The 13,396-nt window shown below is 56.0% G+C and carries 11 protein-coding genes and 1 rRNA gene; 6 read left to right on the top strand and 6 right to left on the bottom strand.

What is annotated here, in order from left to right; all coding sequences use genetic code 11:
* Positions 1-113: 113 nt before the first annotated feature.
* The 3 genes from rrf (at position 114) to QP978_RS01310 (ending at position 1,735) form a co-directional block, all read left to right on the top strand.
* Positions 114-230 (top strand): 5S ribosomal RNA (gene rrf / locus QP978_RS01320).
* A 215-nt stretch (positions 231-445) separates the two neighbouring features.
* Positions 446-1,201 (top strand): SDR family NAD(P)-dependent oxidoreductase, encoded by a 756-nt coding sequence (locus QP978_RS01315; RefSeq protein ID WP_284856752.1) that lies wholly within the window; start codon positions 446-448, stop codon positions 1,199-1,201.
* 90 nt (positions 1,202-1,291) lie between these two features.
* The gene (locus tag QP978_RS01310) at positions 1,292-1,735 is read left to right on the top strand and encodes a DUF2871 domain-containing protein (RefSeq protein WP_016421692.1); all 444 of its coding nucleotides are present in this window, start codon (positions 1,292-1,294) and stop codon (positions 1,733-1,735) included.
* A 112-nt stretch (positions 1,736-1,847) separates the two neighbouring features.
* Here the strand turns inward: QP978_RS01310 and QP978_RS01305 are convergent, their stop codons facing one another.
* From QP978_RS01305 to QP978_RS01295, 3 genes are read right to left on the bottom strand one after another with little or no spacing between them, the layout of a single operon-like run.
* Positions 1,848-4,472 (bottom strand): ABC transporter permease, encoded by a 2,625-nt coding sequence (locus tag QP978_RS01305; RefSeq protein WP_049171715.1) that lies wholly within the window; start codon positions 4,470-4,472, stop codon positions 1,848-1,850.
* Between the two features lie 22 nt (positions 4,473-4,494).
* Entirely contained in the window at positions 4,495-5,289 is a 795-nt protein-coding gene (locus QP978_RS01300) for an ABC transporter ATP-binding protein (protein WP_016421690.1), read from the bottom strand.
* 18 nt (positions 5,290-5,307) lie between these two features.
* Complete coding sequence (locus tag QP978_RS01295) at positions 5,308-6,339, bottom strand: pseudouridine synthase (protein ID WP_187400198.1); 1,032 nt, start codon at positions 6,337-6,339, stop codon at positions 5,308-5,310.
* A 297-nt stretch (positions 6,340-6,636) separates the two neighbouring features.
* Between QP978_RS01295 and QP978_RS01290 the strand changes: the two genes are divergently transcribed.
* From QP978_RS01290 to QP978_RS01280, 3 genes are all read left to right on the top strand, one after another.
* Positions 6,637-7,536 (top strand): universal stress protein, encoded by a 900-nt coding sequence (locus QP978_RS01290; protein WP_005510554.1) that lies wholly within the window; start codon positions 6,637-6,639, stop codon positions 7,534-7,536.
* A 344-nt stretch (positions 7,537-7,880) separates the two neighbouring features.
* Positions 7,881-8,174 (top strand): GlsB/YeaQ/YmgE family stress response membrane protein, encoded by a 294-nt coding sequence (locus tag QP978_RS01285; RefSeq protein WP_049171710.1) that lies wholly within the window; start codon positions 7,881-7,883, stop codon positions 8,172-8,174.
* Positions 8,175-8,551: 377 nt separating this feature from the next.
* The gene (locus tag QP978_RS01280) at positions 8,552-9,172 is read left to right on the top strand and encodes a TetR/AcrR family transcriptional regulator (protein WP_048731284.1); all 621 of its coding nucleotides are present in this window, start codon (positions 8,552-8,554) and stop codon (positions 9,170-9,172) included.
* A 53-nt stretch (positions 9,173-9,225) separates the two neighbouring features.
* On the opposite strand, the gene yidC is transcribed toward QP978_RS01280, so the two are convergent.
* The 3 genes from yidC to QP978_RS01265 form a co-directional block, all read right to left on the bottom strand.
* Positions 9,226-10,584 carry a membrane protein insertase YidC gene (yidC, locus tag QP978_RS01275; protein WP_049171708.1) on the bottom strand — a complete coding sequence of 453 codons (1,359 nt, stop codon included), beginning with the start codon at positions 10,582-10,584 and terminating at the stop codon, positions 9,226-9,228.
* Between the two features lie 196 nt (positions 10,585-10,780).
* Positions 10,781-11,134 (bottom strand): histone-like nucleoid-structuring protein Lsr2, encoded by a 354-nt coding sequence (locus QP978_RS01270; protein WP_069359719.1) that lies wholly within the window; start codon positions 11,132-11,134, stop codon positions 10,781-10,783.
* 348 nt (positions 11,135-11,482) lie between these two features.
* Positions 11,483-13,240: an alkaline phosphatase D family protein gene (locus tag QP978_RS01265; protein ID WP_239272148.1), complete on the bottom strand. Its 1,758-nt coding sequence runs from the start codon at positions 13,238-13,240 to the stop codon at positions 11,483-11,485.
* Positions 13,241-13,396: the final 156 nt, after the last annotated feature.

Here is a 13,396-nt window from a genome sequence, read left to right as displayed (position 1 = left end):
ATTCAACACACAAAGTGTGAATTACAGGGTTTTTGCTCGCGTCCGTTATTCAGTGTCTGGCATGACACCACCCACCCAAAGTTGTGGTGGGGATGGGTTGTTGCCTGGTTTTTGTCGGTGGTGTTAGCGGTGGGGTCACGCCCGGTCCCATTCCGAACCCGGAAGCTAAGTCCACCAGCGCCGATGGTACTGCACTCGGGAGGGTGTGGGAGAGTAGGTCGCCGCCGGCATAAAAAGTTTATTGTTGTGGGTCGTGGTAGCCAGTTCCCGTGTGGGGTTGGGTGCTGCGGCCCACTTTTGTACCTACGGGTAAACAGAATTAACTAGCGTTTTAGTGCTGCATTTTGCTGTTCGTATGCTTATTCCTATGCGGCGCGCTACGTCGGCGCCGTTTTAATTGCTCGACTCAGTCGGCTGTATCTTGGAATTCATGCGAGTGGGAATCGTGACTGGAGCATCTCGGGGCATAGGCGCCGTCTTTGCCGATAGACTTGGGCAGCTACGTCCAGACCTAGATGAAATTTGGTGTGTTTCTCGTAGCTACAACGATGATTCTTCCGGTGAAGACGCTGAGTTCTCGCAGAGGCAAGGTCCTCGTCTTCGATATCTTTGTCTAGATCAGTCCGATGATGATTTTGGCGATAAACTCCGGAATCATGTTGACCGCCATCACGCGACGATAGTTTACTTAATCCTCAATGCCGCGTATGCGAATTATGGCGATGTTAAAACCCAGGATTTTTCGCAGGCTGATCAAATGATACAGACGAATATTCGCGGTACGGTCGCAGCGGTTTACTCGCTAAACGATTTATTCGAAAAGAACGGCCACATCATTCTCATTTCATCGATCTCAGCTGTAGCACCAACTCCAGGGCTGGCGGTGTACACAGCATCGAAAGCGTTTATTCGGCACTGGGGTATCTGCCTTGGAGAGGAATTGAAACCTAATGGTGTAACTGTAACTATTTGCTACCCGGGAAAGGTTAAGACCAAGGCGCTACGGGACGTCGTGAAGCAGGCGAAGTCGGTGAAGTTGCGTCTCATGCCGGAGCAGAATCTCAGTTATCTAGTGGAGCGCACGTTACGTGGAGCGGAGAGGGGTCGGGCGGAGGTAGCGCCCGGCCTATATGGCCTGGTGATGGCCCTATCCAAAACTGTGCCGAAACGTGTGGTGGCTCGATTCGCGCGGTTAGTTTGAGGCCGTCTAGATTCGCGGAATCAAACTTTCGTTTAACCCCCTGGGTTTGGTCCGTTTAGAAGCCAGCGTTATCTGAGTAGGCTACGAAGTATGCGTAAGTTATTCACAGCTGCTTCGGTGTATCTCGGTCTTGGTCTGTTTTCTGGCGTTTTCTATCGTGAATTTACCCGTGCGATGGATTTCGGGGATAAAACGCAGCTCAATACGCTGCACACGCATTTCCTTGTTCTTGGCACAATCTTTTTCTTGGTTGCGCTGGCATTGGATGGTCAATTCAATATTTCAGCTGTCAAGGGCTTTGATCGCTGGTTCATCGTTCAGAATGTCGGCATTGTTTGGACGATTGGCATGATGGTGGCTAACGGTATCGTGCACGTTGTTTCAGGCCCGGAGGCCTGGGGTGCGATGTACTCGGGAATTGCAGGACTCGGCCACATTATCCTGACGGTCGGCTTTGTGTGGTTCTTTATGCTTCTCAATAAGGCGCTGAAGAATCGTGAACGCGAGGTTCGCAAGGCCAACGCGGCCGTGTGAATTTCCAGTGGAAATGCGTGAGCTGGATTGCTGATTCGGCGTAGGCGATAAGGCGAAATAGAAACCCCGTGCAGAAACAATATCTGCACGGGGCGCTTTCATATAACGGCGACTATTCGTCTGCGATAGCGGCCAGGGGCGGTGTCTTCGCGGCTTTCTGACCAGGGCCGAGAGCAGCAATAATGCCCACAAGCGCAGACCCAAGCAGCATGAGAACGATCTGCAGCCACGGTACCGCGATAGTATTCAGGCCCTCATCCTTCAGCACGGTCAGAAGTGACCAGCCGAGGAACAAGCCGAGGACAATACCTACAACCGCGCCGAAAATGGAGATTTCCACAGATTCCAGGCGAATCATCCGGCGAATCCCCGAGCGTTGCAGGCCGACGGCCCGAAGCATGCCAATCTCCTGGCGGCGCTCGACAACTGAGAGTGCGACAGTATTGATAATTCCCAGAATCGAAATGATGACCGCCAGGGCCAGCAGAGCGTAGACGATTCCCAGCATGACATCGATAGAGGCATTAGCCAGACCCGCAAACTCCTTAGCAGTCATCACCTGTACTACGAGGTAGTCCGCAACTGCGTCGCTAAGCTTTTGCTTCATTTCATCCATGGAGCCGCTGTCTGCCGCGATGGAATCAGAAATATCGACGTAGGTCTGGAAAGGCAACAGGTGGCTGCTTTTGACATATTTATGGGCGGCTTCGTCGGAGACCATAATCGACTGGCCGGGATCACTTGTGTCAGCAAAAATGCCGGTGACGGGGAGCCGTGTTATGCCGCCTTTGGAAACAACTGCGAGTTCAGTGCCAACGTTCCAACTATTCTTTTTCGCTGTTGATTCGCTGATGACAATTCCCGCATCCGGCTTGGCCAGATCCAGGGAGCCCTGGATGGCGCGAGTGCCGTACCATTTGCCGACGTTGGAGTTGAAAACCGACGCATTACTAGATTCCGGTCCGACTTCAGTTTGTTCGCCGTCGGAAGCTATCATCGTGGCGGCTTCCTCAGGTGGGATTACCAGTAGCGCGCCAATCGACAAGGTTGCGGTGTCGTCGACACCATCGATATCCTTCACCGCATCCTCGACCCCAAGTGGCAGGGCCGAATGCGCGGTCAGAGGTGGCGAGAGCACGAAGTCAGCCGTCAGATTGGTCTCTGACCACTCATTGACCGCCTCCTTCATGGACACACCGAACATGCCAATCACAGTCACCAGCGCAAGCCCGAGCGTCAGTGCAAACGATGTGGTTCCCGTTCTGCGCGGATTGCGGTGGGAGTTCGTCGCCGCAAGCTTGCCGACGGTTCCAAAAGGCGCACCTACGACGCGCCCCAGTCCTCCGATCAGAGGCATGGACAGCGCGGGGCCGACAAGCCAGACGGAGGCTACGGCCATCACTGCACCGACACCAACGAAGATGGCACGAATCTTGGTTTCTGCGTCGTTCCACTGCAATGCCCAGGCAATGATTGCGATCGCGGCGGACGCCAGCACAGTACCGGTCCACGTCCTAGCACTGAGGCTATTGCTGGTTGTTTGATCCCCAGAGCGCATGGCTTCTACAGGAGGGACCGCGCCAGCGCGGGCGGCCGGCGTCCAGGCGGCGATCATGGTGATGGCCACGCCGACAAGGAGAGGAACGATGACTGCCACCGGTTCGAATGTCAGGCCATCGCCGGGCATGGAGATACTCATGGCATCGAGAAGCATGAATAGCCCCTGGCTCAGCCCAAATCCCGTGATGACACCTAGTGCGGAACCGATGAGGCCAACAATGAATGCCTCCAAGAGGACGGACGCAGTGAGCTGTCGTCGTGAAGCACCGAGGGCGCGGAGGAGAGCGAACTCCTTCATGCGCTGAGTGACCAGCATGGTGAAAGTATTGGAGATGATGAAGATGCCCACAAGCAGCCCGATGAGCCCGAAAGCGATGAGGAAGTAGTTGACAAAGCTTAAGGCAGAGGAGACACGTTCGGAGGCCTCCTCGGCGAGCTTAGAGCCTGCCTCTACCTTGAGCTCGGGGAATGCTTCTGCGACATCACGGGTAAGCGTGGCAGCGTCAGTGGTGGAATCGGCGGCGAGGGTGAACATGTCCATATGGCTGTCCGCGCCGTAGAGCTTGCGCCACTGATTCTGGGTGAAAAAGACCGCGAGGTAGCCGGTTTCGTCGATGGAGGTATCAGCGATGCCGACAACCTTCACCGTCGCCCGATCGAGGCGGGTGGCCACTTTGATTTCAGTGCCGACGTGGAGGTTGCCGAGTTCGGCGGTGGTGGAGTTGACGACCACCTCACCTGGTGTTTCCGGCGCGTGCCCCTCGGTAACCGTGACCTTGTTGCCCACCGCTTCGGCCGCTGGATAGTAGGGAAGACCCATCGATGGCGAACCATTGGTTTGAATCGGCTTGCCGTCGGCTCCTGTGGCCGTAATGCTGTTGTTGGGATCGCCAATGTTGAGGGCTCGGACCCCGGGGAAGCTTTCGATTTCCTGCGCGGTTTCTTCGGTGAGCGCACCGGGATTGTCAGCAGGGGCCGTCACCACCACGTCGACACCGTCATAAGCGGTACTCATTGCGCCCTTAAAGGCCTTGTCCAGCGATGATGTGAACACAAATGCGCCGGTGATGAAGGCCGTGCCCAGCACGACCGAAATAATTGTGAGCACGAGGCGCAACTTGTGCGAGGTGATGTTGCGCCAGGCGACGCGGCTCAGCGTGGAAGACGATGATGCCATGGGGGGGAGATGACCTGCCTTCCTAAAGATTCTCAATATCTGCCATGCGCGCCAAGATATCGGCGGGCGTGGGATTGCGAAGCTCGTCAACCACGCGGCCATCCGCGAGGAACACAACACGGTCTGCGTAGGACGCGGCGGTGGCATCATGCGTCACAATGACGACGGTTTGGCCGATGTCATCAACCGCATCGCGGAGAATCGTCAATACCTCACGAGATGAGTTCGAGTCCAAGTTGCCCGTCGGCTCATCGCCAAAGATGATCTCCGGCCGGCTGACAATGGCACGCGCACAGGCGACACGCTGCTGCTGGCCACCAGACAGTTCCGAGGGGCGGTGCGTAAGCCGTTCTTTAAGCCCGAGGCGCGTGGTGATTTCCTCGAACCACTGCTTGTCCACCTTCCGACCAGCGATATTGATAGGCAGGGTGATGTTCTCTGCCGCCGTCAACGTCGGCACCAGGTTGAAGGACTGGAACACAAAGCCCAGGCGATCACGCCGCAGCGCCGTGATTTCCTTGTCCGACAGCTTCGACAGATCCGTCGTGCCGATGTACGCGCTTCCCGACGTCGCGGAGTCCAAACCGGCCATGCAGTGCATCAATGTCGACTTACCGGACCCGGACGGGCCCATAATCGCGGTGAACTCACCAGCGGCAAAAGAGATATCGACATGGTCCAGTGCAGTAACAGCGGCATTGCCGACACCGTACTTCTTGGTGAGCCTCTCAGCGTAGGCCGCCGCTGGTGGGGCGGAATGTTCCAAAGAAGATTCAGCGGATGATTTAGCGGATTGTTGTGCATGCTTGGCAGACATGGGGGAGGGGGTTCTCTTCTAATTAGATTTGATCAACGGCGAATTAATATCCGGCAGCGAAAGCGGATTGAAAACGCTGCGGCGGGAATGGAACGTTCGTTGTTCACCAGTCACGGGGTCAGCGAAACTCATTTCTACACAGACCAGGTGCAGGGGCTCCGAGGTATTCTCGGCCTCCAGCGGCAGAATCTCCGGGTAGTACTGGTCGCCCAGGATGGGAAAGCCCAGCTCACTCAAGTGCAGCCGCAGCTGATGAGTGCGTCCGGTGATGGGTTTCAATTGCCACAGCGCAACGCGACCACTGTCGGCAGCGAGGCCGTCGGCGTCCGAAGGCACGTCGACAAGCGAAATGTGCTCGATGATGGTGTGGGCGTTTGGCTCGCCCTCGAGAGTATAAGCCTGCATTTGGCCAGCAATCTTGTGCTGTCGCGTGCGCAACTCTAGCGGGGGCTCGGGCAGGGCTTCGCTGGTCGCGCCAGCGATGGGTGTGGGCGATGTCAGCGCGTGATAGCGCTTAGTGACTTCCCCAGATGCGAAAAGCCCCTGGTAGGCGCCACGAACTTCGCGCCGGGCGGTAAAGATGAGCAACCCCGACGTCAGTCTGTCGAGGCGATGCGCGGGAACCAACTCCGGATTTCCCAGCTCCCGCCGCAGGCGTACGACAGCGGTTTCCGTGATGTGTCGGCCGCGTGGCATCGTTGCCAAAAACGACGGCTTGTCGACGACCACAAGGTTGTCATCTTGAAAGACAATCGGCATCGGCCCCGCGATTGTGCGCTCCGGTGCCGGGGTGCGGTAAAACCACATTTCCGCGCCGGGCTTCACCATGTCATCCGGACTGTACGGCACTGAGTTGGCGCGAACGACGAGCCCATCTGCAAAGCGTTTAGTCACGGCCGCTTCATCATCGTCCGGGTGGCGGTGGGTTTGACCTGCGATAGCGCCTGTGAGCAGATCCCACGCACGGGTGGGGGCATCGCCACGACGCCCGGGAGCGGCGATGCGGGATGGGTTGAGCCCATTGCGAATGGGCAGTGGCATGCGACGCATACGGCTGACTTTAACAGGTGCCCCGGATTCATCTGGCGGGCAAGCGGAGCTGCTGTGGCAGAGCGGTGTTGGTATCGCCCCTAATGGCGTAGGTGGACAACATTCTGCCCTGTCGGTCGCAACATAATGGGGGTAGGGTGGAGGTGAAAGTAATAAAAAGGTTGGCTCGGAAGAGTTGACTAAATAGCAAAGCTTGTCCATTAAAATGGCGTCCAAGCAGGTGCGATAGGTGTAGCTGCGTTGCGGTCGGGCCGCGGAGAGCCAATTTTTATGGATCGCATAATAAGGAGGCAATCAATGCCAAGGCAGAACATCATTGTGTGCGCGGTCGATGGCTCGGAGGCATCCAAGACCGCCGTCAAGTGGGCCGCTAACACCGCAGTGAAGCGCGGTGAGCCACTCCGTCTGGTCAGCAGCTACTCCATGCCGCAGTTCCTCTACGCAGAGGGCATGGTTCCGCCGCAGGAGCTTTACGACGATCTTGAGGCCGAGACCCTGGAGAAGATTAACGAGGCCAAGAAGATTGCCCTCGACTTCGCACCGTCAGTAGATGTCAGCCACCAGATTGAAGAGGGCAGCCCGATTGACATGCTGCTCGACCTGTCTGAGCAGGCAACCATGGTGGTTATGGGCTCTCGCGGTCTGGGTGGGCTCTCTGGCATGGTCATGGGTTCGGTTTCCGCCGCTGTTGTTTCCCACGCATCGTGCCCGGTTGTTGTTGTCCGCGAGGACAACCTGGTCACCGATGAGACCAAGTACGGTCCTGTCGTTGTCGGTGTCGATGGCTCCGATATTTCCGAAAAGGCAACGGAGTACGCATTCCGTGAGGCCGATGCCCGTGGTGCCGAGCTGATTGCAGTTCATACCTGGATGGATATGCAGGTACAGGCTTCCCTGGCTGGCCTTTCTGCAGCTCAGAGCCAGTGGCAGGTTGTGGAAGAGGAGCAGAAGGCTCTGCTCGGCCACCGTCTGGAGAAGTACGCTAAGAAGTACCCGGAAGTGGCCATCAAGAAGGTTGTTACCCGCGACCGCCCGGTTCGTGCTCTGGCTGATGCCTCGGAAGGCTCGCAGCTGCTGGTCGTCGGCAGCCACGGCCGCGGAGGTTTCAAGGGCATGCTGCTCGGCTCCACTTCGCGTGCACTCCTGCAGGCGGCTGCTTGCCCGATGATGGTCGTCCGCCCGGAGACTGACGCCTAAAGCGCCCTTCGAGGGGGCTGAGAAAAGACGCCGGCGGCGGTCGTCGAGGCGCGGTTAGCGCCGAGAGTAGAAACCGTTACCGAATATTTATAAGTAGAACCTAGCCGGTTTCCGACAGGTGTCGGGGCCGGCTTCGGTTTATCCAAATGAGGCCTCTCGTCTGCATAAACCCTGTTTTCATGCAGAAAGTGCAGATTTTATAAGAGTTTTCCTGTGGCTATCCGACTGTTATCTCGCTAGTTTCTCAGTGGCCGAAATGGCCTGATAGTGCTTGCAGTGTATGCAAGAGTTTTCGGAAAGACTTATAGTTGAGTCAGAACGATTTCGGGAAAGGAATATCTATCATGAACGAGATTCTTCTTGCTGCCTCCTTTAGTCCCACGATGGGCTTCATCAGCTGGATTATCATCGGTGGTCTTGCCGGCTGGATCGGCTCTAAGATCATGAACACCGATGAACAGATGGGCGTCGTCCTGAATATCGTCGTTGGTATCGTCGGTGGTTTCTTGGGCGGTTGGCTGCTCACCCTGTTCGGCGTTGATGTCGCCGGTGGCGGAAAGTTCTTCAGCTTCCTCACCTGTCTGCTCGGCGCCGTGATCCTGTTGTGGATTGTCGGCCTGGTTCAAAAGCGCAAGTAAGCCAAGCAAAACAGCGCGACTATGCACGAAGCGTCGTAACGCTGCTATCTACTGGATAGTGAGCTAGAGCGCGGGGCATCTCATCAACATTGAGATGCCCTTTTTTTGTTGTGCGGTTGTCGTGACGTTGGCGTTCTGCGATTGTCGCGACATCTGTTGGGGGCGGCAATCATCGCACGCTAAAGTAGGACTAGAGGCTGAAAGACTGACTAGTTTGTTCTTTTACAAAATCACAGTCGCAGATACGCCTACAATGGAATATCACAGACTATGAACGCCCTGTTCAGTGCTCTGAAAGCAATGGCGCTAATGCCGGTGTTTGCGAGTAAGCAGCTGTTAGAACGGGGTGTGACTTTGGAAGGACGAGAGGTACTGCCGTGGCAGAAGCGACAACGGGCAAGGGCGCAAAAGGCGGCCGCGCTTCCTCTCGCCGTCGTAACCGCCCCAGTCCGCGGGAGCGCCTCCTGGCATCAGCGACAACTCTGTTTACAACAGAGGGTATCCGCGTTGTCGGCATTGACCGCATCCTGCGGGAAGCTGATGTGGCCAAAGCCAGCCTGTATTCGTTGTTTGGATCCAAGGACAAGCTAGTCATTGCATATCTGCAAGACCTCGACGCCAAATGGCGGGAGGCTTGGGAGCAGCGAGTGGCCTCGTTGGATACCCCGGCGGAGAAGATTCTCGCGTTCTTTGATCAGTGTATTGCGGAGCAGCCGGCAATCGACTTCCGTGGTTCACACTTCCAGAATGCGGCTAGTGAATATCCGCGGCCGGAAACGGAGTCGGAGCAGGACATCCGTCAGGCCGCAGCCGATCACCGTTCCTGGGTTTGGCAACAGCTACACACGCTGCTGACTGAAAATGAATCTAGTATGCCGTCTGCTCACGCAAATATGCTGTTGCTCTACCTCGACGGCGGCCTCGCGGGTGCCAAGATGTCCAAAGACCTGAACCCGCTGCAGATGGCGCGCGACCTGGCCCGTGACCTGGTCACGTAAATACTTAATTCCCTTTTTTAACGCGTCGTAGTTCTTGCCTTTTTACTCACGGGCTAATCTCGGAAGCGTTTCCAGTCCGACTCCTTTGAGCCGGTGGCTTTCTTAACCATATTCTTCGTATTCTGGCCGAGTAGCATTCCCAGGTTCTTTGCAATCAGAATTGGCTTCGGCCGTTTCTGTGCTTTTTGCGCTTTCTCGGCTTGTCGTTTCATGTCGTCCCGCACTTTAGCCAGGCCGGGAAGCGGCGGAACTATACCCGAGGAAATCTTCATATCCTGCGTCAGGGATGGCAAATTGTCCTGAGCACCAGGCCGCATCTGGGTCACCATGTAGCGAACCTTCGCAATTTTCAAAGCCTGGGCATATTCTTCTTCCTGCTTTGCTTTACGGCGGTCCCGCGATTCCTTCTCAATAGCGGCATATTCGCTCTTATGCTGCTTTATCTTCCACGGAGCGAATGCGGATTTGATATAAAAGTGACGCTTGGCCTGCTTTAACTTCTTCTTTTCTTCCCGCTCCGATTCGTATTCACCCTTTTGGTGGTTTTGAAGAGTTCGGAAATCGTCCGTGAGCGGGTAGGTCTTTTCCACATAGCGGGTGAGAATGATATTTTGGGTCAGTGTCCAGAAGTTATTGGTGACCCAGTAGACAATTAGAGCCACAGGTGTTGGGCCAAAGAAACCCGCGAAGAGGATCATCAGCGGTGCGTAGATAAGCATTACGCGCATGAATTTGCTGAGGAATACACTGACGCTATTGGAATAGTCGAGAGTGCGCTGCAACCGGCGGTAGGAAACGACCAAGTTAAAACCGGTGAAAAAGGCCGCTGCCACGATGCCGATAATGCAGAAAGTTAACAGCGAATCATGATTGCCCCCGAGGATTTGCAGTTGCTCCGGGTCCATGCGCAGATATGCGGGTAGAGGCTGTCCCAAGAATGTCGCGCTCAGAAAGTCGGAGATCTCATCCTTAGAGATGAATCCGACATTATGAGACGCAGGCAGCCCAGGCCCCTCAGACGCCCGCAGCATGTGCCTCAGCATGCGAACAAGGCCCATAATCACGGGAATCTGGACGAAGAGGGGCGCCAGCATTACGGAGGTCTTAATCCCCTCTGCTTTGCGCATTTCCTTGCTGGCAAAGTTTACGTATTGTGGCGAGTTCGGCTCGATGCTCCTGCGGTAGCGCTCCTTGAGCATAAAAAGCTGCGGCCGTAGGTTGGCTGTCTTGCGCGCCGAGATAAATTGCTGGAACGCGAGAAACGCTAAAGCGCCACGCACCGTAAACACCAGCAGGAAGAGAGAAAGCGTCCAGGACAGAGAAGACGGCAGGTGAAACACTGAGGCCAGTAAAAGGTGCCACGCCTTAAGGACAAACGAGACCAGCCAAACGAATGGTTCCAAAATGACCACGGGCCGACTCCTCCATGTCAAGGATAAGAAAAGTAAGACAACCGGATGAGGCCGGTGTGCCAATTCCAGCCGCTATCCTAGCGACTCGAATTACCTGCCCCAACTTTAAAACAGGGCCCCGCTGTGGCGGGACCCTGTTTTAAAGATAGTAAAGCTGGGTGAAACCCAGTGGAAGGCAAACGGACCTGGGTGAGAACTAGTTAGCGCTCTCGTACTTTTCAATAATGTGCTTTGGCAGCGCACCACGGTCTGCAACATCCATGCCATTCTCTCGTGCCCACTGGCGAATCTTGCGATTGCGATCACGGGCCTCAGCGGCATTGGGATTAGCGGAAGAGCGCTTACGCGGAGCTACAACCGTGCTGTGATCAATGGAAGCTTTCGCAATATACGGTTCTAATACCTGCTCGAACTTCTCTGCATTTTCCTGAGAGAGGTCGAGAATGTAGTTCTTACCGCGGAAAGAGAAACGAACGACTTGGTGATCTGCGGAATCAAGCGGAGTCCCATCGAGGTCGTCGATGTACTGAATTAGTTCGCGGCGTGCCATAGAATCCCTGCCTAAGCTTGGTGCTGAACTTGTAATAATGAAGAAGGCTTACAGTGAAACTTCAATACGGTGAAACTTCAAATTAATATCGAGCCCTTTTTTCTTTCCCCCACAGTATAAGTGCAAAGAAATTTAATGTCTATTGACGATAATTGAGCTCGATTGTGCAACTTATATTGAATACATGGTTTGTTAATAATTCGATTAATTGTGCACAAGAACTTGGGGTAATAAAAAGACGGCCCTGCATGTTGTGCAGGGCCGTCGTGAACAGCAACTACGCCACTGAGGGCGCAATGCGGGGTGCGCTCTCGGTAGTCGTCGTAAAGCGAAAGGACGAGAAGGCGCTTAAGCCTGGGTCATGCCCTGACCCGGCTTGCCGCGGTAGGTAGCGGCGACGAAAAGCGGCTGGTTCGGTTCTTCCTTGACCTCGACAAGGCGGTACTCAGAGGTAACGTCCTCGCGGCCGAAGTAGACGGCAGTGTAGCCGTGGCGGTCGAACTCGAGGTAGTTGACGTACGGGTTCGCAGCCTTGAGTCCAGCGGTAGCAGCCAAGGAAATCGGGTTGTCCTGAGGCAGCTTCACAATGTCATCGATATTCGGGGCGCTGACGGAAGTACAGACAATCTCAATAGCGGCAATGCCGGCACTCGGGTACTCGCCCGGGACCTTCGGTACGTTGCAGTTCCAGGAGGAGTGAATATCGCCGGTGAGGAAGACAACGTTGTCGTAGCCTTCCTTATCCATGATGTTGATCAGCTTACGACGCTCAGCAGCGTAGCCATCCCACTGATCCAAGTTGTACGGCAGGCCGTCCTGAGGCAAGCTCAGCAGCTCGGTGACAGCGCGGGTGGCCTCCGGATCCAGCGGCGGAACCAGCACCGGAGTGAACATGACGGAGTTGCCCACGACACGCCACTTTGCGCTCGAGGAACGCCACTGGCCGAGCAGGTAATTGAACTGCTCAGAGCCGAGCATGGAGCGGTTCTCATCATCGGTCTCGCCAGCGCGGATGAACTTCAGCTGCTGGTCACGGTAGGTGCGCAGGTCCAGCATGGTCAGGTCGGCGAGATCGCCGAAACGGAAGCTGCGGTAGAGCTTTCCGCCCTGGGAGAACGGGACCGCGCGAACCGGCAGCCACTCCAGGTACGCCTGGATAGCGGCGTCGCGGCGGGCAATGTAGTCGCCTTCGGTCTCCGGGTCGTGGTTCTCAGCGCCACTGTGCCAATCATCGTTGGCGACCTCGTGGTCGTCCCAGGTCACAATCCACGGCTTTGCGCGGTGAGCTTCCTGCAGGTCCGCATCGGTACGGTAGGTGGCGTAGCGCAGGCGGTAGTCAGCGAGAGAAATGATCTCGTGAGCCGGCTTGTGGTCACGAACCGGGCCCTTGCCGGAGTAGCCACCGGCCTCGTACTCGTAGATGTAGTCACCGACACACATGATGATGTCGATGCGGTCATTTTCCGCCATATCGCGGTAAGCGGAGAAGAAGCCACTTTCCCAGTTAGCGCAGGAAGTCAGCGCGATGCCCAGGTGATCTGGCGAGGAGTTCACCGGCGGCGCAGTGCGAGTCTGGCCAATCGGGGAAACCTGGCCCGCGTGATCACCAGCGGTGACGGTAAAGCGGTAGAAGTAGTAGGAATCAGCGGAGAGACCCTTGACATCGATCTTGACAGTGTTGTCAGCATCCGGGTCGGTGTTCAGGGCGCCAGAGGCAACGATGTTGCCGAAGCCCTCATCAGAAGCGACTTCCCACTTCAGTGCAACAGGACGGCCCTGGTTTGCACCTGCGGTATCGCCTGGGTGTGAGGTCACACGAGTCCAGATAAGAACCGAGTCCGGCAGTGGGTCGCCAGAGGCCACGCCGTGTTGGAATACCTGAAAACCACCGGAACCGCCAGCATTAGCTGGGGACTGTGACTCAGGATTTGCCCCCGCACTGGTAGCGGGTGCCAGGCCGATGGCTCCGGCAGCAGCACCGGTAGCGCCGGCACGCAGTACGGCACGACGAGAAGGGGTGAATGGCTTTTGGGCTGTTGCGTCGCTGTTCGAGACCGCACCGTTCAGATTCGAGGCTGCAGTCTGAGATTTATCTGAAGATGGCATAGCCTTCATTACAGTAGTTCTCAGTCCGTAGCGCCATCGGTGGGAAAAAATAGCCCGATACGGGGGTAATAAGAGCAAAAGCGCGACTGTTGCTGTTCAACAACAGTCGCGCTCAATTCGATGAATCTCGGCGAGTGGCCTCAACCCGAAGCGACC

The organism is Corynebacterium sp. MSK035 (assembly GCF_030232615.1).
GTDB lineage: Bacteria > Actinomycetota > Actinomycetes > Mycobacteriales > Mycobacteriaceae > Corynebacterium > Corynebacterium jeikeium_D.
Note: the sequence above shows the minus strand (reverse complement) of the source record. Positions and strands in the feature narration are given on the sequence as shown.